20 protein-coding genes are annotated in these 19,885 nt (G+C 66.1%); 13 read left to right on the top strand and 7 right to left on the bottom strand.

The window, feature by feature from the left end; all coding sequences use genetic code 11:
• Window positions 1-2: 2 nt before the first annotated feature.
• The 5 genes from ABS767_RS09795 to ABS767_RS09775 form a co-directional block, all read right to left on the bottom strand.
• Window positions 3-887: a UDP-2,3-diacylglucosamine diphosphatase gene (locus ABS767_RS09795; RefSeq protein WP_408078168.1), complete on the bottom strand. Its 885-nt coding sequence runs from the start codon at window positions 885-887 to the stop codon at window positions 3-5.
• Between the two features lie 84 nt (window positions 888-971).
• Window positions 972-1,586 carry a glutathione S-transferase family protein gene (locus ABS767_RS09790; protein WP_408078167.1) on the bottom strand — a complete coding sequence of 205 codons (615 nt, stop codon included), beginning with the start codon at window positions 1,584-1,586 and terminating at the stop codon, window positions 972-974.
• Window positions 1,567-3,249, bottom strand: coding sequence for a flotillin family protein (locus ABS767_RS09785; RefSeq protein ID WP_408078166.1), 1,683 nt, complete (start codon window positions 3,247-3,249; stop codon window positions 1,567-1,569). Before ABS767_RS09785 ends, ABS767_RS09790 begins: the two co-directional genes overlap by 20 nt.
• A gap of 33 nt (window positions 3,250-3,282) precedes the next feature.
• Complete coding sequence (locus ABS767_RS09780) at window positions 3,283-3,879, bottom strand: YqiJ family protein (RefSeq protein WP_408078165.1); 597 nt, start codon at window positions 3,877-3,879, stop codon at window positions 3,283-3,285.
• 70 nt (window positions 3,880-3,949) lie between these two features.
• The gene (locus ABS767_RS09775) at window positions 3,950-4,927 is read right to left on the bottom strand and encodes an NAD(P)H-quinone oxidoreductase (protein ID WP_408078164.1); all 978 of its coding nucleotides are present in this window, start codon (window positions 4,925-4,927) and stop codon (window positions 3,950-3,952) included.
• Window positions 4,928-5,080: 153 nt separating this feature from the next.
• On the opposite strand from ABS767_RS09775, the gene ABS767_RS09770 reads away from it, so the two are divergent.
• The 3 genes from ABS767_RS09770 to ABS767_RS09760 all read left to right on the top strand — a co-directional run bounded on the left by ABS767_RS09770 (window position 5,081) and on the right by ABS767_RS09760 (window position 8,853).
• Entirely contained in the window at window positions 5,081-5,275 is a 195-nt protein-coding gene (locus ABS767_RS09770; RefSeq protein WP_408078163.1) for a DUF1192 domain-containing protein, read from the top strand.
• Between the two features lie 129 nt (window positions 5,276-5,404).
• Window positions 5,405-7,717: an ATP-dependent Clp protease ATP-binding subunit ClpA gene (gene clpA / locus ABS767_RS09765; protein ID WP_408078162.1), complete on the top strand. Its 2,313-nt coding sequence runs from the start codon at window positions 5,405-5,407 to the stop codon at window positions 7,715-7,717.
• Between the two features lie 263 nt (window positions 7,718-7,980).
• Complete coding sequence (locus ABS767_RS09760; protein WP_408078161.1) at window positions 7,981-8,853, top strand: gliding motility protein GldB-related protein; 873 nt, start codon at window positions 7,981-7,983, stop codon at window positions 8,851-8,853.
• Window positions 8,854-8,932: 79 nt separating this feature from the next.
• Here ABS767_RS09760 and ABS767_RS09755 read toward each other — a convergent pair whose 3' ends face one another.
• On the bottom strand, window positions 8,933-9,325 hold the full coding sequence (locus ABS767_RS09755; protein ID WP_408078160.1) for a UrcA family protein: 393 nt from the start codon (window positions 9,323-9,325) through the stop codon (window positions 8,933-8,935).
• Window positions 9,326-9,508: 183 nt separating this feature from the next.
• Between ABS767_RS09755 and ABS767_RS09750 the strand changes: the two genes are divergently transcribed.
• From ABS767_RS09750 to ABS767_RS09740, 3 genes are all read left to right on the top strand, one after another.
• Window positions 9,509-11,182 carry a GGDEF domain-containing protein gene (locus ABS767_RS09750; protein ID WP_408078159.1) on the top strand — a complete coding sequence of 558 codons (1,674 nt, stop codon included), beginning with the start codon at window positions 9,509-9,511 and terminating at the stop codon, window positions 11,180-11,182.
• A 66-nt stretch (window positions 11,183-11,248) separates the two neighbouring features.
• Window positions 11,249-11,461 (top strand): hypothetical protein, encoded by a 213-nt coding sequence (locus ABS767_RS09745; RefSeq protein ID WP_408078158.1) that lies wholly within the window; start codon window positions 11,249-11,251, stop codon window positions 11,459-11,461.
• 49 nt (window positions 11,462-11,510) lie between these two features.
• A complete protein-coding gene (locus ABS767_RS09740) occupies window positions 11,511-13,226 on the top strand; it encodes a long-chain-fatty-acid--CoA ligase (protein WP_408078157.1) in 1,716 nt (571 codons plus the stop codon).
• Between the two features lie 540 nt (window positions 13,227-13,766).
• Here ABS767_RS09740 and ABS767_RS09735 read toward each other — a convergent pair.
• A complete protein-coding gene (locus ABS767_RS09735; protein ID WP_408078156.1) occupies window positions 13,767-15,128 on the bottom strand; it encodes an NAD-dependent succinate-semialdehyde dehydrogenase in 1,362 nt (453 codons plus the stop codon).
• Window positions 15,129-15,214: 86 nt separating this feature from the next.
• Here ABS767_RS09735 and ABS767_RS09730 point away from each other — a divergent pair, with 86 nt between their 5' ends.
• From ABS767_RS09730 to ABS767_RS09700, 7 genes are all read left to right on the top strand, one after another.
• Complete coding sequence (locus ABS767_RS09730; protein WP_408078155.1) at window positions 15,215-15,460, top strand: exodeoxyribonuclease VII small subunit; 246 nt, start codon at window positions 15,215-15,217, stop codon at window positions 15,458-15,460.
• Window positions 15,457-16,368 (top strand): polyprenyl synthetase family protein, encoded by a 912-nt coding sequence (locus ABS767_RS09725; RefSeq protein WP_408078154.1) that lies wholly within the window; start codon window positions 15,457-15,459, stop codon window positions 16,366-16,368. Before ABS767_RS09730 ends, ABS767_RS09725 begins: the two co-directional genes overlap by 4 nt.
• Window positions 16,369-16,437: 69 nt before the next feature.
• Window positions 16,438-16,725 (top strand): GIY-YIG nuclease family protein, encoded by a 288-nt coding sequence (locus ABS767_RS09720; RefSeq protein WP_408078153.1) that lies wholly within the window; start codon window positions 16,438-16,440, stop codon window positions 16,723-16,725.
• Window positions 16,726-16,789: 64 nt separating this feature from the next.
• The gene (gene coaD, locus ABS767_RS09715; RefSeq protein WP_408078152.1) at window positions 16,790-17,296 is read left to right on the top strand and encodes a pantetheine-phosphate adenylyltransferase; all 507 of its coding nucleotides are present in this window, start codon (window positions 16,790-16,792) and stop codon (window positions 17,294-17,296) included.
• Between the two features lie 229 nt (window positions 17,297-17,525).
• Window positions 17,526-18,170, top strand: coding sequence for a peptidylprolyl isomerase (locus tag ABS767_RS09710; protein ID WP_408078151.1), 645 nt, complete (start codon window positions 17,526-17,528; stop codon window positions 18,168-18,170).
• 183 nt (window positions 18,171-18,353) lie between these two features.
• Window positions 18,354-19,391, top strand: a complete 1,038-nt coding sequence (gene queA, locus ABS767_RS09705) for a tRNA preQ1(34) S-adenosylmethionine ribosyltransferase-isomerase QueA (protein WP_408078150.1) — start codon at window positions 18,354-18,356, stop codon at window positions 19,389-19,391.
• Between the two features lie 83 nt (window positions 19,392-19,474).
• Complete coding sequence (locus ABS767_RS09700; RefSeq protein WP_408078149.1) at window positions 19,475-19,885, top strand: EF-hand domain-containing protein; 411 nt, start codon at window positions 19,475-19,477, stop codon at window positions 19,883-19,885.

The following is a 19,885-nucleotide window of genomic DNA, read 5'->3' as shown; positions in this document are numbered from 1 at the left end:
ACTCAAGCAGCTTCGCGCTCCTCGACCCTCTCCGGGCCAAGGTCGCGCGCGGCGATCTCATCGGCCCAATGGAGAATTTCCATCCGGCCATCGTAATGCTCGACAAGGGCGGTGCAACCCTCGACCCAGTCGCCGTCGTTATAATATTCGACCCCCTCGATCGTGCGCATTTCGGCGGTATGGATATGCCCCGCGATCACGCCGTCGACACCGCGCGCGCCGGCTTCTTTCGCGACGATTTCCTCGAAGCCGGAGATGAACTCGACTGCGTTCTTCACCTTCTGCTTGGCGTGTTTCGACAGCGACCAATAGGGTAGCCCGCGCCAGCGCCGATATTTGTTGCACCAGCGGTTGAGCGCCATCACCGCGGTATAGGCCGCATCGCCGACATGCGCGAGCCAGCGATGGCTCAGCGTGATCGCATCGAACTCGTCGCCGTGCAGCACCAGCAGGCGGCGGCCGTCGGCGGTCTGGTGGATCGCCTGCCGCTTGATCTCGACCCCGCCAAAGCTGAGGCCGCTGAACTGGCGGAATATCTCGTCATGGTTGCCGGGGATGTAGATCACCCGGGCACCGCGCTTGGCGCGCTTCAGGATGCGCCAGACGATGTCGTTATGCGCCGCCGGCCAGTAAAATTTCTTCTTGAGCTGCCACCCATCGATGATGTCGCCGACCAGATAGATAGTGTCGCTGTCGACATGGTCGAGAAAGTCGATCAGCATCTCGGCATTGCAGCCGCGCGTGCCGAGATGGATATCGCTGATCCAGATCGTCCGATACTGGCGCCGCTGCGTAACGGTCTTTTCCGGAATCGACGGATCGGAAGCGGTGAAGTCGGCGATATGCGCGACGCTGGTGTCGAACGGAAGTCGAGTGATCGTGGCCATGGTCGCCCCGCGCTGTTCCCTTGCCTGCGGGTGCCTATGGCGTTGGAATGTTACAGCTCGAATCGTTCGGGAGTCACCGATCTGTCATGCGGTGATCGGGATATAGCCTTGAATCTGCTCGACCCGCGCGATCCAGGCGCGCACCGCCGGGACCGGCGTCAGCGCGAAACCGCCCTCCTCGGCGACATGGGTGTAGGCGAACAGGCATAGATCGGCGAGCGAGGGCGCGTCGCCGACAAACCAGTCGCGCTCGGCCAGATGATCGTTCATCAGCCTCAGAGCCGCCGCCCCCGCCGCACGCTTGCCCGGCAACAGCGCGCGCTGAACCGCGTCGAGATTATCCTCGCCGACCAAGCTCAGCCAGAACCGCACCGTCGCGATGTTCGGCTCGTGATTATATTGCTCCCAGAACATCCAGCGCAGCATGTCCGCCCGCTCGAACGCATCATCCGGCACGAGCGCGGTCCCGTCCGCCAGATAGAAGCACGCCGCATTGCTCTCCGGCAGAAACCGGTCGCCGATCTGCAGCACCGGGATGCGGCCATTGGCGTTGACGCTGGCGAGGAAGTTCGCCGTCCGCGTCTCCCCCGCCATGATGTCATAGCCGCGCCGTTCGATCGACTGCCCGGTCAGCGCGGCGGTCAGCCGGATCTTGTAGCAATTCCCCGACGGCGCATATTCATGCAGGATCGGCGTCATCGCCCGTCTCCGCCGGTTTCGCTGCTCCGCCGAGCGAGACGTCGCCGGCCGCCGCCGCGCCCTTGACCAGGCCGTCGAGCGAGCCGCCGTCGAAGCCCAGTTCCTTCATCAGCCCGTCCAGCATCGGCGCCTGCGCGCGATAGCGCAGCGCCGCCGCGACGGCGGAATCGGCCAGGTTACCGTCGCCGCTCCCCCCAGGCGCCCCGCCCGACGCCGCGCCGCCGCCCGACGTCAGCCCGTCGACCTGGACGATCTTGATGCTGTCGATCGCCTCCATCGGCTTGGCCGCCTCGCGGATCACCTCGGGCAGGACCTTGAGCAGCGCCAGCTTGGTCTGGAGCGACACCTGGTCCGACGACAACAGGTTCGCCGCCTCGTTGATCGCGCGCTGGCCCGCCGCCTCGACTTCGAATCGCACGCGATCCGCCTCGGCGCGCAGCTTGGCCGCTTCGGCCTCGCCTTCCGCGACCAGCCGCGCCGCCTCGGCGCGATCCGCCGCCGCCTGCTTTTCGGCCTCGGCCTCGACCTTGACGCCGATCGCCGCGCGCTCCGCCTCGCGCGCCGCGTCGATCAATTCGATGCGCTTGGTACGCTCGGCGATCTCGGCCTCGCGCGCGGTCGACACCTGCTCCTCGGCGACCACCGCCGCGGCACGCGCCTTGTCGGCCTCGGCGCGCGACTGGCTTTCCTCGCGGCTCTTGTTTTGCACCGCGATCTGCTGTTCCTGACGGGCGAGTTCCAGCGCCTGGGTCTGCGCGATCTGCGCTTCCTTCACCGCGCGGTCGGCCTCGATCTGCGAGCTGTCGATCTGCTTCTTCGCCTCGATCCGCGCCTGGTCCGCCTCGCGGGTGCGCAGCGCCTGTTCCTGCGCCACTTCCGACGCCTGCGCCGCGCGCTTCAGCTCGATCTCGCGTTCCTGCTCCAGCCGCGCGAATTCGGTGTCGCGCCCGATCAGGAACGACTGGCGCTCCGCCTCCAGATTCTTGGTTTCGATCTGGACGCGGGTATCCTGCTCGATGTCGTTGCGCGTCTTCTTGCGCAGCTCGATCTGCTCGGTCAGCTTGGTCAGGCCCTCGGCGTCGAACGCGTTATTGGCGTTGAAATGCTCGATGCTGGTCTGGTCGAGCCCGGTCAGCGACACCGATTCGAGTTCGAGGCCGTTCATCGCCAGGTCGGCGGACGACACCTGTTGCACCTTCTGCACGAACTCGGCGCGCTGCTCGTGCAGCTGGTTCATCGTCATCCCAGCCGCGACCGACCGCAGCGCGTCGACGAACTTGCCCTCGACCAGCTCTTTCAGCGCATCGGGGTTCATCGTCCGCATGCCCAGCGTCTGCGCGGCCGTCGCGATCGACTGGCTGTCGGGCTTCACGCGGACGTAGAATTCGGCCTTCACGTCGATGCGCAGCCGGTCGAGCGTGATCAGCGCATCGGCATTCTTGCGCTCGACCGCAAGCCGCACCGTGTTCATGTTGACCGGCATCGTCTCGTGGAACACCGGCAGCACCAGCGCGCCGCCATTGATGACCACCTTTTCCCCGCCGAACCCGGTGCGGACGAAGCCGATCTCCTTCGACGCGCGCTTGTACAGCCGCGCGATCACCAGCCCGATGATCAGCAGCGTCAGCAGACCGCCGCCCGCGTAAATCAAATAGGGAAGCATCGAGCCCCCCGTCGTCGCGACGTCCTGCATGTTCTAAACCCCCAGTCTCGGCAGATGATGATCGCCATAGGCAATCGCACGAAAGACGCCGCCCTCGCGCCGCACCAGCAGCACGCGCTCGCCCTCTTCGAAAATCTGGTCGGCATTGTCGGGCTCGACCATCAGATAATGTGCCTGGCCGTGCCAGTCCTCGACCCGCGCGCGGGCGGGCGATCCCGCGGCAGCGCGTCCGGTGATGATATGCGCCTGGCTGCCGACCAGATCGTCGATCTCGATCGCGGTCGTATGATCGCGCGGCAGGATCGGCGCGAGCAGCCGCGCGGACAGCCCCGTGGCGGGAAGCGCCAGCGCCCCCGCGCCCGGCACCGCGATCCACCAGGGCAGCAGTCCGCCCCCGAAATCCAGCGCGACCTGCTGTCCGATCAGGCCGATCAACCCGAAACTGGCAAGCAGCAGCACCAGCACCACCAGCAGCGGCACCTGCCCGAACCCCATCCAGTCGAGCCAGTCGGGCGCATCGAAATCGGCATCGCCCGACAGCCCGATCGCCTGCACGACGCCGAGCAGGAGCATCAGGATGAGCGCCGACACGAAGACGACATTCTCCGGCGCAAGCAGAAAGGCGAACACGTCGAAAACCCCCGATTCGCCAGCCAGTCTAGGGGGTTGCCGCGCCCCCCGCCATCGAATCCGGATCGACTCAGACGGTCAGTACGATCTTCCCCATATGCGCGCCGCTTTCCATCCGCCGGTGCGCCTCCGCCGCCTCGGCCAGCGGAAAGGTCCGGTCGATCACCGGGCGCAGCCGCCCGTCGGCGACGAACGGCCACACCGCGCGTGCCAGTTCGTCAGCGACCAGCGTCTTGAACGCTTCGTCGCGCGCGCGCAGCGTCGATCCGGTCAGCGTCAGTCGGCGGCGCATGATCTCGAACACCGGCACGGTCGCCATGGCCCCGCCCTGCACCGCGATCGACACATGCCGCCCGTCCTCGGCCATGCACTTCATGTTGCGCGCAACATAGTCGCCGCCGACCATGTCGAGGACGACATTCACGCCGCGCCCTTCAGTCAGTTCCTTGACCCGCGCGACGAAATCCTCGGTCTTGTAGTTGATCGCATGGTCAGCCCCGTGCGCCAGGCATGCCGCAACCTTGTCGTCGCTCCCCGCAGTCACGATGACCGTGACGCCGAACAGCTTGCACAGCGAAATCGCCATCGTGCCGATCCCGCTCGTTCCGCCATGGACCAGCGCGATATCGCCTTCGCTGGCATAGCCGCGCTCGAACAAATTGGTCCACACGGTGAACAGCGTCTCCGGCATCGCCGCCGCCTCGACCATCGACAACCCCTCGGGCACCGGCAGGCACTGGCCAAGCGGCGCGACTGCGTAGGACGCATAACCCCCGCCCGCGATCAGCGCGCACATCGGCTGGCCGACCATCTCCGGCGGAACGTCCGCGCCCACCGCGACGATCTCGCCCGCGACCTCCAGGCCAAGGATGCTAGTCACCCCCGGCGGCGGCGGATAGCCGCCCATGCGCTGCAGCACATCGGGCCGGTTCACCCCCGCCGCGGCAACGCGGATCAGCACCTCGCCGGGCCCGGGCGCCGGCACAGGCCGCTCCACCGGCACCAGCACCTCCGGCCCCCCGGGCTGCGCAGGATCGATGGCGGTCATAAGCTCGGGCAGATGCATGGAATTCCCCCTGTTGCGCCCTGAATCGGGGCGTCATGACGCCACGTCAAGGCCGGACCTGCGCAGAACGGTGACCGCGTGCCGATCGACAGGGGGCGCTTGACAGGCGGCGGCGCGCGCCCGACCTTGTCCGCCATGGACTCGGACGATCTTCCCCGCCGAACCAACGACCCCGCCGCGCTGCTCGCGCGCCAGGATCTCGACCCGCTGTCCGTGGCGGAGCTGGAAGACCGCATCGCCCTGCTCGAAGCGGAAATCGCGCGCTGTCGCGGCAGAATTGAACACGCTGTTAACCATCGCGCAAGCGCAGACGCTCTATTCAAGCGATGAGCGGAGCACCGAACCCCGGGCGTCACGCTATAAGACTCTCTGGGGCGGGTGCGGCGCTTGATGCGCGGCATGGCACTCCCGACATAGGGATAGACGGGCCGCGTATCGGCCCGACTGGAGTAAACCTGAATGCCTAGTTTCGCTTCCGCCCTCGAATCCACCCTCCATCGCGCGCTGGAAGCCGCCAGCTCGCGCCGCCACGAATATGCGACGCTCGAGCATCTGCTGCTCGCGCTTGTCGACGACGATCATGCCAGCAAGGTGATGGGCGCGTGCGGGGTCGACCTCGGCGAATTGCGCACCACCGTCGCGCACTATCTCGATACCGAGCTGCAGGCGCTGCGCGTCGACCAGCAGACCGATCCCTCGCCCACCAGCGGGTTCCAGCGCGTGGTCCAGCGCGCGATCCTGCACGTCCAGTCATCTGGCCGCGACGAAGTGACCGGCGCCAACGTGCTCGTCGCGCTGTTCAGCGAACGCGAGAGCTATGCCGTCTATTTCCTGCAGCAGCAGGATATGAGCCGCCTCGACGCGGTCAGCTTCATCAGCCACGGCGTCGGCAAGGGCAGTCAGCCGACCGAAGCCGCGCCGCCCAAGGGCGCGGACGAGGAAAAGCCGGCCAAGGGCGACGGCAAGAAGGGCGAGAGCGCGCTCAAGCAGTTCACCGTCAACCTCAATGAAAAGGCGAAGGCCGGCAAGGTCGACCCGCTGATCGGCCGCGGTCCCGAAGTCGACCGCACCGTCCAGATCCTGTGCCGCCGCAGCAAGAACAACCCGCTCTATGTCGGCGATCCCGGCGTCGGCAAGACCGCGATCGCCGAAGGCCTCGCGCGCAAGATCGTCGAGGGCGATGTGCCCGACGTGCTCAAGGAGGCCGTGATCTACTCGCTCGACATGGGCGCGCTGCTCGCCGGCACGCGCTATCGCGGCGATTTCGAGGAGCGGCTGAAGCAGGTCGTGTCCGAACTCGAAAAGCTGCCCCACGCGGTGCTGTTCATCGACGAGATTCACACCGTGATCGGCGCGGGCGCGACCAGCGGCGGTGCGATGGACGCGTCGAACCTGCTCAAGCCGGCACTGTCGGGCGGCACGATCCGCTGCATCGGATCGACCACCTACAAGGAATTCCGCAACCATTTCGAAAAGGACCGCGCGCTCCTGCGCCGGTTCCAGAAGATCGACGTCAACGAACCGACGGTCGAGGACACGATCAAGATCATCGCCGGGCTGCGCAGCGCGTTCGAGGATCACCACAACGTCAAATACACCCCCGACGCGATCAAGTCGGCGGTGGAGCTCAGCTCGCGCTACATCAACGACCGCAAGCTGCCGGACAAGGCGATCGACGTGATCGACGAGGTCGGCGCAATGCAGATGCTCGTGCCCCCCAGCCGCCGCAAGAAGACCATCACTCCCAAGGAGATCGAGGCGGTGATCGCGACCATGGCGCGCATTCCGCCGAAGACGGTCTCAACCGACGACACCAAGGTGCTGGCGAATATCGAGACGGATCTGAAGCGCGTCGTGTTCGGCCAGGACAAGGCGATCGAGGTGCTGTCCAGCGCGATCAAGCTCAGCCGCGCCGGCCTGCGCGATCCCGAAAAGCCGATCGGCAACTACCTGTTCTCCGGCCCGACCGGCGTCGGCAAGACCGAGGTGACCAAGCAGCTCGCCGAACTGCTCGGCATCCCGCTCCAGCGTTTCGACATGTCGGAATATATGGAGGCGCATTCGGTCAGCCGCCTGATCGGCGCCCCTCCCGGCTATGTCGGCTATGATCAGGGCGGCCTGCTCACCGATGCGGTCGATCAGAACCCGCATTGTGTGCTGCTGCTCGACGAGATCGAGAAGGCGCATCCGCAGCTGTTCAACATTCTGCTTCAGGTGATGGACAACGGAAAGCTGACCGATCACCACGGCAAATCGGTCGATTTCCGCAACGTCATCCTGATCATGACGACCAATGCCGGTGCGTCCGACATGGCGCGCGAGAGCATCGGCTTCGGCGAGATGAGCCGCGAGGACGTTCAGGAGGACGCGGTGAAGAAGCTCTTCACCCCCGAATTCCGCAACCGTCTCGATGCGATCGTGCCGTTCGACTATCTCCCGACCAAGGTGGTCGAGCGGGTGGTGGAGAAGTTCATCCTGCAGCTCGAGCTCCAGCTTGCCGACCGCAACGTTCATATCGGCCTCGACGACGAGGCGAAGGCGTGGCTCACCGAGCGCGGCTATGACAAGCTCTATGGCGCGCGCCCGATGGGTCGCCTGATCCAGGAGAAGATCAAGCAGCCGCTGGCCGAGGAATTGCTCTTCGGTAAGCTCGTCCATGGCGGCGAGGTCGAGGTGAAGCTCAAGGACAACGCACTGACCTTCGCGATCACTCCCGCCGCGCCCAAGGGCTCGAAGAAGGGTGGCAAGAAGGCCCCCGTCAAAGCGAAGTAAGCAACGCCTGAGCACAACACGAAGCCGCCCCGGTGCGAACCGGGGCGGTTTTGCTTTGCGACGACCGGAGCCTCCCCAAATCGTCCGGAGGACCAGCCGCGGGCCGGCTACGGCCCCATCGCGCGGACTCGCTCGCCTCGCGCGGTGCGAGAGATCTGGACAAACTGAATCTGGCGAACGCCACCCGTTCTGCTACGAAATGGGCAGGCGATCGAGGGGGAGGCGAGATGGGCGGCAGATGGTTGGTCGGAGTCGCCTGGATCATGGTCGCCGCGGCTGCGCCATCGAGCGCTCCCCACGCGGTTGAAATTCGCACCTCCGATGTCGCGAGATTCTATCGGCTTTATGACGCCGCCAAGGGCAAGCCATCGGCGACCACGCTCCAAAGGGATTATATCGACAGGGGAACCGACGGTGTCCGTCAGTTCGTCCCTTATCGCATCATGTCTGGCGAGGCGCTTGCCCTGGAAGTCGTCAACGAGGCGGAGGTCTACCGGCAAGCCCGCTCCTGCATGAAGGCGTTGCCGGCGGTCAAAGCAAAGCTGCAGGGCGCGTTTCGCCGGCTGGCGGCCCTCGATCCGCAGGCGACGTTCCCTCCGGTCACCATCTTGATCGGGCGCAACAATAGCGGTGGCACAACAGGCAAGTCCGGCGTGCTGATCGGACTGGAGGTCGTCTGCAGATCCTCCTGGCTGCAACCGAAGCTGACGGATCGGCTCTATCATCTTGTCGCGCACGAATATGGCCATGTTCAGCAATCGCCCGCGCTCGATGAAGACAGCGAGAACACAACCGTCCTCAAACAATCGCTTGTCGAAGGGGTCGCGGAGCTGGTCGCCCAATTGATCTCGGGGCAGGTGAGCAACGTTCATCTCCAGACATGGACGTCTGGGCGCGTCGAAGCGATCGATGCGCGCTTCCTCGCCGATGCCGACAAGAAGGATCTTTCGCCATGGCTGTATAATGGCGTGGGAACGCCGGATGCGCCCGGCGATCTCGGCTATTGGGTAGGATATCGGATTGCCCGGGCTTATTACGACAAGGCCGAAGACAAGCGCGCAGCACTGCGAACGCTCCTCGACCTCAAAGACCCCGCGGCGATCCTGAGGGACAGTGGGTGGAAGCCGGGCGCCTAGGCCGTCGCTGGGCGCAGAGCTAACCGAAGGTTTTGCTCGCGGATCGACGCCGATCTTGGAACGAGATCCGCTACGGCCCCTAATCCCGGATCACGATCACCGTCGTCGCACTCGGCGGCGGCGGCGGCGCATACCACGCCGCGGGTCGCGTGCATCGGTCCCGACACGCCCGCAACTGCGCCGCGCGCTCTTCCGCCAGTCGCCGCCAGGCGCGCGCCTTGCGGATCAGCCGGTCGACCTGCCACTCGGTACTTTCCCAGGCGCCGTCGCGGCAGTCGCCATCCCATCCGCAGATGCGGTCGATTCCTTTGTCGATCCGCGCCGCGAGGATATCGATCCCCGCATCGGTCGACAGGTCCAGCCCCGCCGCCGGCACCGCGATCTGCCGCGTCTCGTAGCGATCGCGCGCATCGGCCGATCCAACGGGCATCCACATCGCGGCCGATGCCGCCAGAACAAGCATTCGATTCATATACGCCTCGCTTATGACAGCATAGTGCCGCGCGTGCGCGGTGTTAACCATCGTATCTGGACACGCGTCCCGCGTTCGGACACGTATCGGCCTCGGCTGCAGCGCCGAAACGACCCCTCGACTCCCGGCCGGAGCACCATAAATTTACCACTTCTTCGCGTTCCGGGGGATAGAGCCGCTCCAATGATGCGGGCGATTGCAGCACTGATCTGGATTGTGTTCACGCTCGCGATCGCGGGGGCGGCGCCCGCGCACGCCACCGCCCCCGGCTGGAGCGCCGGTACCACCGGACGCCCCCTCTCCGTGTGCGTCCGCCGCGCCGCGCCCGGTGACGACCCCCGCAAAATCGTCCGGGACCTTGCCGGGTTCGACTGCGCGACCCCGCAGCTGCAATTCGGCCCGGGCGACTTTTGGGTGGTGTCCCAGCCGATCGGCGAACGCTCGCGCTCGCGCCGCCCGCTCAGCGCGCGGATCGGCAGCGTGTGGCAGGACCGCGTGACGCTTCACGTCCTCTACGCCGACGGCCGCATGCGCCGCGCCACTACCCAGAACACCAGCCGCCGCATCCAGATCGGCGCAGTGGTGGAAGACCCCCTACCCCGGCTGCGCGCGCCGGTCGACCGGCTGCTGTGGAAGGTCGAAGGATCGGCGAACCTGCGCGGCATCGTCATCAACCCGCGTCTGGCGACCCAGGCGGAAAGCCATCGCGCCAACCTCGCCATGACCCTGCTCTACGGCGCGTTCGGCGGGCTGTGCATCGCGCTGTTGGTCTATAATCTCGCGCTCTGGGCCTCGCTGCGGCACCGCTTCCAGCTCGCTTATGGCCTGATGATCGCGGCGCTGATGGCCTATGCCGTCACATCCTCGGGCGCGCTGGCCTGGTTGATGCCGGATATCGTCAACAACACGCGGCTGCGGATCAACTATCTGCTGCTCAGCGTCGCCGCCGCGTCGGCCCTGTGGTTCGCGCGCACCTTCTTCGAAGCGCATGTCTTCGGCCCACGCCTGCGCCGCCTGGTCCGCTGGACGATCGCCGCGCTGCTGCTCACCGGCGTTGCGGTCGCAGCATGCACGCCGCTCGCACCGCGTTTTTTCGACGGCCTGTATAATTGGGTGTTCGCCGCGGTCCTGATCACCGTCAGTGCGGTCCTCGTCTCGGCATGGCGTCGTCGTTCCAACTTCCTCTGGCTCTTCGCGATTGCCTGGGCCGCTCCGATCCTCGCCGCCGGCATGCGGGTTTTCGCCAGCCTCGGTCTCATTCCGTGGAGCTTCCTGCTCGACAATTCGACCTTGCTGTCGATGGCAGCCGAAGCGCTGCTGTCGTCGATCGCGATCGCCTATCGCATCCGCCTGCTCAGCCGCGAGCGGGACGAGGCGGTCGCGGCGGAGGCGGTGGCGCGCCGGCTTGCCGATATCGATCCGCTGACCGGCCTGCTCAATCGCCGCGCCTTCCTCGCCCAGGCGATCGGGCGCGAGCGGCCGCAAACGTTGCTGATCCTCGATCTCGACCATTTCAAGCAGGTCAACGAAACGATCGGGCATGACGGCGGAGACGAGGTGCTGCGGGTCGTCGCACGCACGCTGCGCGCGCTCGCCCCGCCCGATGCGCTGATCGCACGCGTCGGCGGCGAGGAGTTCGCGGTCGTGTCCGATGCGGCCCAGCCGCTCGATCCCGAAGGACCGCTCGGTCGGCTGCGCACCACCCGCATGCCCTTCGACCTGCCGGTGACCGCCAGCATCGGCACCGCCACCGGCCCCCTGTTGAACGAGAAGCACTGGAAGACGCTCTACCGCGCCGCCGACCGCGCACTCTTCGCCGCCAAGGCTGCCGGCCGCGATCGCGCAAAAGCCGCCTGAACGCGCGCGAATTCACTTCCAGTTCAGCCGAAACATGCCTAATGACGCTCCCATCGGGAGGCGGTGATGGATCAGTTGAGCAAGCGCAGGATCGCATTGGCCGCCGGCGGCGCGTCGCTGCTGGCGATCGGCGCGATCGCCCATCCCTCGGCCGATATCCATATCATCACGCATGAGGCGAGCGACATCTCGCCGCGCAAGGTACAGGCGGCGGTCGATGTCGGCGTGATGGCGGTTTCCGTGCTCTACACCTGGACCGAGCGCACCATCCGTCGCTGACGCGCGCCCACGGCTTGCGTTCCCGGGGGCTTTGCTTACACCTGTGTAAATGAGCGATCCCGAGCACGCCTGGCGCACCGCCTATCGTCACCCCGGCCCGTGGGACCAGCACCTCCCGCCGCTCTCGATGGTCGCCGCGTTCGAGGAATCGGCGCGACGCATGGGCGATGCCCCGCTGCTCGACTTTCTCGGCCGTCACTACAGCTATGCCGAAACGCTCGACGGCGCCAACCGCGTCGCCTGCGGCCTGCGCGCGATGGGCTATGGCAAGGGCGACCGGATCGGCCTGTTCCTGCCCAACGTCCCCCATTATGTCGCCGCCTATTACGGTATCCTCAAGCTCGGCGCGACGGTCGTCAATTTCTCGCCGCTCTACACGGTGGACGAGCTTGCCGCGCAGGTCGCCGATAGCGGCACGCGGCTGCTCTTCACGCTCAGCGCCACCGCGCTGCTCCCGACCGCGCTCAAGGTGCTCGAAGCGAGCACGCTCGAACGCCTCGTTGTCGGATCGGTCGCCGGCGCCCTGCCCGCGACCAAATCGATCCTCTACCGCATGTTCAAGCGCAGCGAAGTGGCGGAGCGCCCCGCCGATCCGCGCATCACTGCCTTCTCGCACCTCATCGCCAATGACGGCGCGTGCGAGACGGTGGAGATCGACCCGCAGACCCATCTCGCGCTGATCCAATATACCGGCGGCACCACCGGCGTGCCCAAGGGCGCGATGCTGACCCATCAGAACCTGTCCGCCAACGCGCGCCAGGTCGCCCGGCTCGACCCCGAACTCGGCACCAGCCATGACAAGGTGCTCGGCGTCCTCCCCTTCTTCCACGTCTTCGCCAACACCTGCGTCCTCAACCGCACCGTGCTGACCGGCGGCGAGATCGTCATGCTCCCCCGCTTCGACGCCGCCCAGGCGCTCGCCGCGATCGACCGCACCCGCCCGGTGGCGCTGCCCGGCGTGCCGACCATGTTCCAGGCGCTGATCGATCATCCGAAGTCGGCATCGACCGACTGGTCCAGCCTAAAATATTGCATCTCCGGCGGCGCCCCGCTCCCCGCCGAACTCAAGAAGCGGTTCGAGGCCGAAACCGGCGCCACGCTGATCGAGGGATACGGCCTGTCCGAAAGCTCCGGTGTGGTCTCAGCCAACCCTTATCAGGCCGCCGGGAAACCCGGCACGATCGGCCAGCCGATCGTCGCCACCCGCGTGCGGCTGGTCGACAAGGAAGACCCCTCGCGCGACGCGCCAGCGGGCGAACCGGGCGAGATCGTCATCGCCGGGCCGCAGGTGATGGCCGGCTACTGGAACCGCCCCGACACCGACGGCTCGACCTTCTGCCACGACGCCAATGGCCAGCGCTGGCTGCGCACCGGCGATGTCGGCCAGATCGACGCAGACGGCTTCATCCGCATCGTCGACCGGCTCAAGGACATGATCTCGGTCGGCGGCTTCAAGGTCTTCCCGAAGCATGTCGAGGAAGTCCTCTACCGCCACCCCGCGGTCAAGGAGGTGCTGGTCGTCGGGATGCCCGACCCCCGCCTCGGCGAAGTCCCCCGCGCCTATGTCGCGCTCAACGAGGACGCGGAGTCAGTGACCGGCGAGGAACTGCGCGCCTGGCTCAACCCGCAAGTCGGCAAGCACGAACGCGTGGATGCGGTGGTGGTGCGCGAGAAACTGCCCAAGACGATGATCGGGAAGCTCAGCCGCAAGGACCTGCTGTTGGAGATCGCGGTAGAGGAGGCTGCAGTTCCTTTCGCTTCCTAAGCCTCTTTCGCCTTCGCGGAAGGTGTTAGGGAAATCCTTCTTCTTTGAGTCATGATTTGGATCAGGCTCGACATTGAGCCCATTCACAGTTGCAATTTTCAGTTTTGGAAAAGCATAGTTCCCTCGTTCGGTGACTGGGAGAAACACATGCGAGCTGCAATCGCGATCGTAGGCGCTTTTGGGCTTGCCGCCTGTAGTTCGAAGCCGCCATGCGAAGATGAGATTCAGGCGTTCGTAATGGCGCAGGAGTTCGTGAAGCGAACACTTCGTTCGCCTAGCACCGCATCATTCCCGTACATCACAGCTGACGGCGTATATTCGTCCCCGACGACACTGAAGGACGGTCGTTGCGCTTTCAATGTCGCGCTATACGTGGACGCGCAGAATGCGTTCGGCGGAACTGTACGGGAGAGGTTTTTGGTTACCGTCGCGCCTGTTCCTGATCAACGCGGTGAATGGACCAAAGAGTCGCTTCAAGCTCTCGGCAATTAACGTTCCAAACCCGTAGCACGGGCATACCCTGAATCATTTGATGCCCCCTCAATCCCCCCGCATCTCAGCCTTCAAATTCATAAACTCATGCAACCCCCACGGCCCCAGCTCGCGGCCATGGCCCGACAGCTTGACCCCGCCGAACGGCGCCCCCGGCACCGAAGCCAGCATCTGGTTCACCGCAGTCATCCCCGCCGCGATATCGCGCACCAGCCGCGCCTGCTCGTCGGCGTCGTTGGTCCACACGCTCGACCCCAGCCCATAGGGCACATCGTTCGCCAGCGCGATCGCGTCATCCAGCGACTCCGCCCGGAACAGCATCGCCACCGGCCCGAAAATCTCCTCCTTCGCGAAGTCCGCCTCGGGATCGACATCGGTCAGCACCCCGGCCCGCATCCACGCGCCGTCGCGGTCGATCTTCTCACCGCCACGCAGCGTCGCGCCCGCCGCGACGGCGCGCTCCAGCTGCTCCAGCACCGTGTCGCGCTGCTCGACGCTCGACAGCGGCCCCATCTCGACCCCGTCCTCCATCGGATCGCCGATCTTCACCGCATCCATCGCCGCGATGAACTTCTCGGCGAACGCGTCATAGACATCCGCATGCACGATCATCCGCTTGGCGCAGATGCAGCTCTGCCCGGCATTCTGGATGCGCGCCTTGACCGCCGTCTTCACGGCTGCGTCCAGATCGGCCGAAGGCATCACCACGAACGGGTCCGACCCGCCCAGCTCCAGCACCACCTTCTTGAGCGCCCGCCCCGCCGCCTCCGCGACCTTGGCCCCCGCCCCCTCGCTCCCGGTCAAGGTCACCGCGACCACGCGCTTGTCGGCGATGATCTGCGACACCTTGTCCGACTTGATCGCAAGGTTCTGGAACAGCCCGTCCGGCGCCCCGGCAGCGCTCACCATCTGCTGGATCAGCGCGGCAACGCCCTGCGTCAGCGACGCATGCTTGAGCAGCCCGACATTGCCGGCCAGAATCGTCGGCGCCAGCCAGCGCACCACCTGCCAGTACGGAAAATTCCACGGCATCACCGCCAGGATCGGGCCGAGCGGCAGCCAGTGGGTCACCACCCGCCCATCGGGCAGCGCGACCTCCTCGCCCTTCAGAAAGTCTGGCCCATGCTCGGCATAATAGCGGAACCCCGCGACGCATTTCTCCACCTCGGCCACCGCCGACGCCAGCGTCTTGCCCATCTCCCGCGTCGCGACTTCGGCAAGATGCTGTTTGTTCGCCTCGAACCGGTCGGCAATCGCACTCAGCAATGCGGTCCGCTGGTCCAGCGAACTCACCCGCCACGACGCGAACGCCGCCTCGGCGCGCACCAGCGCCGCCTCAACGCCATCGCCGCCCAGTTCCTCGAACGTCTCGCCCGCTTCGCCCGTCGCCGGATTGATACTGGTGAACATGCGCGATCTCCTTCGGCGGTGATGTAGGGACGCGAGGGCAATCGCGGGAGGTTGAATTGGTTCCCCTGCCATCGCATAGCATCGGCATGACCGACGATATCGACATCGCCTCCCTCTCCTTCGAAGACGCGCTCAAGGAGCTCGAACGGATCGTCGGCCGCCTCGAGAGCGGCGACGCGCTGCTCGACGAGGCGATCGCGTTGTACGAACGCGGCGACGCGCTGCGCCGCCAGTGCGCCGCCCGGCTCGACGCCGCCCAGGCCCGGATCGAGGCGATTCGCGCCGATGCCGCCGGAAACGTCACCGGCACCACCCCCTTCGCGGCAGGATGAGCACGCAGGTGGCCGACGCCAGCCTCACGCTAGAAGCCGCGCTCCGCGACGTCGCCGCGGAGGTCGACCGCCAGTTCGACCAGTTCCTCGCCGTTCCCGCCGATCCGCGCGCGCGCCTCTACGAAGCGATGCGCCATGCCGCGATCGGCGGCGGCAAGCGCCTGCGCCCCCTGCTCACCTTCGCGACGGCACAGTTGTTCGCGGTCGACCGCCGCTGCACCGCGCGCGTGGCGACGGCGATTGAGGCGATCCATGTCTATTCGCTGATCCATGACGATCTGCCCGCGATGGACAATGACGACCTGCGCCGCGGCAAGCCGACGGTGCACAAGGCTTTCGATGAGGCGACCGCAATTCTCGCCGGCGATTGCCTCCACGCGCTCGCGTTCGAAATCCTCGCCGATCCGTCCACCCATCCCGATCCCTTCGTCCGCGCCGAACTGATCGCCGATCTGGCGCAAGCGTCTGGTCCATCGGGCATGGCGGGCGGGCAGATGATGGACCTGGTCGCCGAAACCACCAGCTTCGATCTCGCCACCGTCACCCGCTGTCAGGCGCTCAAGACCGGCGCACTGATCGCGTGCTCGGTCGAGGCGGGCGCGATCCTCGGCCGCGTGCCGCCGGAGGGTCGGACGGGCCTGCGGGGATACGCCCGCGACATCGGCCTTGCCTTCCAGATCGCCGACGACATCCTCGACGTCGAGGGCGATCAGGATGCGGTCGGCAAGCAACTGCGCAAGGACGAGGCGGCAGGCAAGGAAACCTTCCTCTCGCTGCTCGGCATCGACCGCGCGCGCGAACAGGCGCGAATGCTGGTCGACCAGTCGATCGCGCATCTGCACAGCTACGGCCCCGAAGCCGACCTCCTCCGCGCCATCGCCCGCTTCGTGCTGGAACGCGATCGGTGACAAATACGCTCGTCATCCCCGCGAACGCGGGGACCCATCTCCCGAGCGCGCGTCGAGCGTAGCGGTAAAATGGGCGGCTGGGTCTACATCCTCGCCAACCGCAAGAACGGCACGCTCTACACTGGGGTGACCGCAGATATCGCCGCCCGGATTGTCCAGCACCGTGAAGGCACCGGAAGCCGCTTCGCCGCACACTATGGCGTCACGCGCCTAGTTTACGTCGAACCGCACGACGACATCACCACCGCCATCGCGCGCGAAAAGGCGATCAAGAAGTGGCGCCGCGCCTGGAAAATCGAATTGATCGAGCGCGAAAATCCCGATTGGCGCGACTTGTTTTTCGACATCAATCGCTGATTGTGCTGTTAGCGCACGAGATGGGTCCGCGCGTTCGCGGGGATGACGATGAGGGCATTGATTCATGACCACCCGCACTGGCGTCTATCCCGGCACTTTCGATCCGATCACGCTCGGCCATATGGACATCATCCGGCGCGGCGCGAAGCTGGTCGACCGGCTCGTCATCGGCGTCACCACCAACCCCTCGAAGAACCCGATGTTCACGCTCGAGGAGCGGATGGACATGGTCCGGCGCGAGGTCGCGGGAATTGATGGCGAGATCCAGGTCGTCAGCTTCGATTCGCTGCTGATGGACTTTGCCGAGCGCGAGGGCGCCAGCATGATCGTGCGCGGCCTGCGCGCCGTCGCCGATTTCGAGTACGAATATCAGATGGCGGGGATGAACCAGCAGCTCAACGGCCGGATCGAGACCGTCTTCCTGATGGCCGATGTCTCGCTCCAGCCGATCGCCAGCCGCCTGGTCAAGGAAATCGCCCTGTTCGGCGGCGAGATCCGCAAGTTCGTGCCTGCGACGGTGCGCGACGAGGTGGTGGCGCGGGTCGAGCAGATCGGCCGCAAGGGCAGCTGACCCGCCGCGAAAAAACCGCTTTCCTACACGCGTCGATCCGCAATATGGTCGCCACCTGGTCGGACGATCCGATCTGTGGGGCAAAGCTGACAGGATGAAGCGCGTTTCGCGTAACTTTGTCAGCTTTCGGAGCGGTTCGATTCCTGGTGGCTGGGCCCGCCGCATTCACTTTGCCGCAAGCGGTGATTTGCTCTAAGCCGCTCCAGTTTTCAGTCCGGTGGGGATTTCGATGCGTTTTGTTGCCCTGTTTCTCGCCCTGCTGACGTCGCTGATCGCGATGCCGGCCGCCGCTCAGATCGTTCCTCCGCCGGCAGGCCGCGCGACCCCGCCGCCGACCACCGACAAGGAAAATCTGTGGATTCTCGACCTGTCGACGGGCGGGCGCGTCACCATCTGGCTGCGCCCCGACGTCGCGCCCAAATTCGTCGAGCGGATCAAGACGCTGACCCGCCAGAAATTCTATGACGGCCTGGTCTTCCACCGCGTGATCGAAGGCTTCATGGCGCAGGGCGGCGATCCCAAGGGCAATGGCACCGGCGGCAGCGACCTTCCCGACGTGCCCAAGGAATTCAACTATCTCCCCCATGTCCGTGGCGCCGTCGCCGCGGCGCGCGCGGAGAGTGAAGACAGCGCGAACAGCCAGTTCTTCATCATGCTGGTCCCGCGCCTGCAGCTCGATCAGAAATACACCGTGTTCGGTCGCGTGATCGACGGGATGCAATATGTCGACGCGATCCCGCGCGGCGAGCCGCCCGTGAACCCGGCCCGCGTCGTCCGCGCCTATATCGCGGCCGACAACCCTCCGCCGTACACCCCTATCGCGGCCGCTCCGGCGGAGGAACCGGCAGCGCTTCCGCCCGGCCCGGCCAAGTGAAAGCTATTCCTCCCCCAGCTGGCTGGGGGAGGGGGACCGCCGGCGAAGCCGGTGGTGGAGGGGTGGCCGCGCAGAAGGCCGTGACCATTTCGACAAAGTTCCGCCCTCTGCGGGGCGGCCCCTCCGTCAGCGCTACGCGCTGCCACCTCCCCTGCGATGCAGTGGAGGAATGAGAATGACCAAATGAACGTCGACCTGTTCGATTTCGAGCTGCCGCCCGAGCGGATCGCGCTGCGCCCCGCCAGCCCGCGCGATTCGGCGCGGCTATTGCTCTTGGACGGTGACAGGACCGAAGACCGGATCGTCACCGACCTCCCCGCCCTCCTCCGCAAGGGCGACCTGCTGGTATTCAACGACACCCGCGTGATCCCCGCCCAGCTCGAAGGAACGCGCGGCGAGGCCAGGATCGGCGCCACCCTCCACAAGCGCGAAGGGCCGCGCCACTGGATCGCGTTCGTCCGCAACGCCAAGCGGTTGCGGGTGGGTGAGACTATCGACTTCGGCGCCGGTGTGACCGCGATCGCCGAGGCGCGCCACGACGATGGCAGCTTCACCCTGTTCTTTCCCGGCGACGAACCAGTCGAACTGCTGCTGGAACGCGCCGGGCGCATGCCGCTGCCCCCCTATATCGCCGCAAAGCGACCGACCGACGCGCGCGACGCCGACGATTACCAGACGATGTTCGCCAACGAACCCGGTGCCGTCGCCGCGCCGACTGCGGCGCTGCACTTCACCCCCGGCCTGATGGCAGCGCTCGACGCCGCCGGGATCGCCCACACCACGCTGACGCTGCATGTCGGCGCAGGCACCTTCCTGCCCGTCAAGGCCGACGATACCGACGACCACAGGATGCACGCCGAATGGGGCCGCATCGACGCCGCCACCGCCAACCGGCTCAACGCCGTTCGCGCCGCCGGGGGCCGGGTCATCGCCGTCGGCACCACCAGCCTGCGCCTGATCGAGAGCGCGGCGGGGGACGACAATGTGATCCGCCCGTTCGAAGGCGACACGGCGATCTTCATCACCCCGGGTTATCGCTTCCGCGGCATCGACGGTCTTGTCACCAACTTCCACCTGCCCCGCTCCACCCTGTTCATGCTGGTCTCGGCGCTGATGGGGCTCGATCGGATGCAGGCGGCCTACCGCCATGCCATCGCCGCAAACTATCGCTTCTATAGCTATGGCGATGCCAGCCTGCTGCTTCCCGGAGACCCGTCCTGATCCGCATGCTCCCCCTGCTTCTTCTCGCTGCCGTTCCCGCCATGGCGCAGGAACGTCCGGCACCCCCACCCGCGGGCGATCCGATGGCAACCCCGATCCCGCTGATGATCGCCGAGCCGGTGGCGATGGCCATCGCCGCGTTCGACATGGATGGCGACGGTCTCGTGACCCGCACCGAGTTCGACGCCGGGATCGCGCGCAGCTTCGAGCTGTCGGCCAAGGGGCAGGCATCGATCGGCTATATCGGCTTTGGCGACTGGTCCGAGCGCTGGCTCGGCAACCGCAATGCGCTGCCCAGCCCGTTCGAAGTCGATCAGGACGGCGACAACCGCATCACCCTTGCCGAATTGCAGGCTCGGTTCGCCCTGTTCTTCACCCGGTTCGATACCGACAAGGACGGCGTATTGAAGCGCAGCGAATTGCTGACCGTCCGCCCGGCCGCCGCGCCACGCCCCGCCGAGGCTGAAAACCGTCGTCCCCAACGCCGCCGCTGA

It is taken from the genome of Sphingomonas plantiphila, from assembly GCF_046000505.1.
In the GTDB taxonomy this organism is placed as follows: domain Bacteria; phylum Pseudomonadota; class Alphaproteobacteria; order Sphingomonadales; family Sphingomonadaceae; genus Sphingomonas; species Sphingomonas plantiphila.
Note: the sequence above shows the minus strand (reverse complement) of the source record. Positions and strands in the feature narration are given on the sequence as shown.

Excerpts from the sequence above, each read along its gene's own strand:
- ABS767_RS09795 (WP_408078168.1), bottom strand. The coding sequence starts at position 887 with ATGGCCACGATCACTCGACTTCCGTTCGACACCAGCGTCGCGCATATC.
- ABS767_RS09790 (WP_408078167.1), bottom strand. The coding sequence starts at position 1,586 with ATGACGCCGATCCTGCATGAATATGCGCCGTCGGGGAATTGCTACAAG.
- ABS767_RS09785 (WP_408078166.1), bottom strand. The coding sequence starts at position 3,249 with ATGCTTCCCTATTTGATTTACGCGGGCGGCGGTCTGCTGACGCTGCTG.
- ABS767_RS09775 (WP_408078164.1), bottom strand. The coding sequence starts at position 4,927 with ATGACCGCCATCGATCCTGCGCAGCCCGGGGGGCCGGAGGTGCTGGTG.
- ABS767_RS09770 (WP_408078163.1), top strand. The coding sequence starts at position 5,081 with ATGGACTCGGACGATCTTCCCCGCCGAACCAACGACCCCGCCGCGCTG.
- clpA (WP_408078162.1), top strand. The coding sequence starts at position 5,405 with ATGCCTAGTTTCGCTTCCGCCCTCGAATCCACCCTCCATCGCGCGCTG.
- ABS767_RS09760 (WP_408078161.1), top strand. The coding sequence starts at position 7,981 with ATGGTCGCCGCGGCTGCGCCATCGAGCGCTCCCCACGCGGTTGAAATT.
- ABS767_RS09755 (WP_408078160.1), bottom strand. The coding sequence starts at position 9,325 with ATGAATCGAATGCTTGTTCTGGCGGCATCGGCCGCGATGTGGATGCCC.
- ABS767_RS09750 (WP_408078159.1), top strand. The coding sequence starts at position 9,509 with ATGATGCGGGCGATTGCAGCACTGATCTGGATTGTGTTCACGCTCGCG.
- ABS767_RS09745 (WP_408078158.1), top strand. The coding sequence starts at position 11,249 with ATGGATCAGTTGAGCAAGCGCAGGATCGCATTGGCCGCCGGCGGCGCG.
- ABS767_RS09740 (WP_408078157.1), top strand. The coding sequence starts at position 11,511 with ATGAGCGATCCCGAGCACGCCTGGCGCACCGCCTATCGTCACCCCGGC.
- ABS767_RS09735 (WP_408078156.1), bottom strand. The coding sequence starts at position 15,128 with ATGTTCACCAGTATCAATCCGGCGACGGGCGAAGCGGGCGAGACGTTC.
- ABS767_RS09730 (WP_408078155.1), top strand. The coding sequence starts at position 15,215 with ATGACCGACGATATCGACATCGCCTCCCTCTCCTTCGAAGACGCGCTC.
- ABS767_RS09725 (WP_408078154.1), top strand. The coding sequence starts at position 15,457 with ATGAGCACGCAGGTGGCCGACGCCAGCCTCACGCTAGAAGCCGCGCTC.
- ABS767_RS09720 (WP_408078153.1), top strand. The coding sequence starts at position 16,438 with ATGGGCGGCTGGGTCTACATCCTCGCCAACCGCAAGAACGGCACGCTC.
- coaD (WP_408078152.1), top strand. The coding sequence starts at position 16,790 with ATGACCACCCGCACTGGCGTCTATCCCGGCACTTTCGATCCGATCACG.
- ABS767_RS09710 (WP_408078151.1), top strand. The coding sequence starts at position 17,526 with ATGCGTTTTGTTGCCCTGTTTCTCGCCCTGCTGACGTCGCTGATCGCG.
- queA (WP_408078150.1), top strand. The coding sequence starts at position 18,354 with ATGAACGTCGACCTGTTCGATTTCGAGCTGCCGCCCGAGCGGATCGCG.
- ABS767_RS09700 (WP_408078149.1), top strand. The coding sequence starts at position 19,475 with ATGGCAACCCCGATCCCGCTGATGATCGCCGAGCCGGTGGCGATGGCC.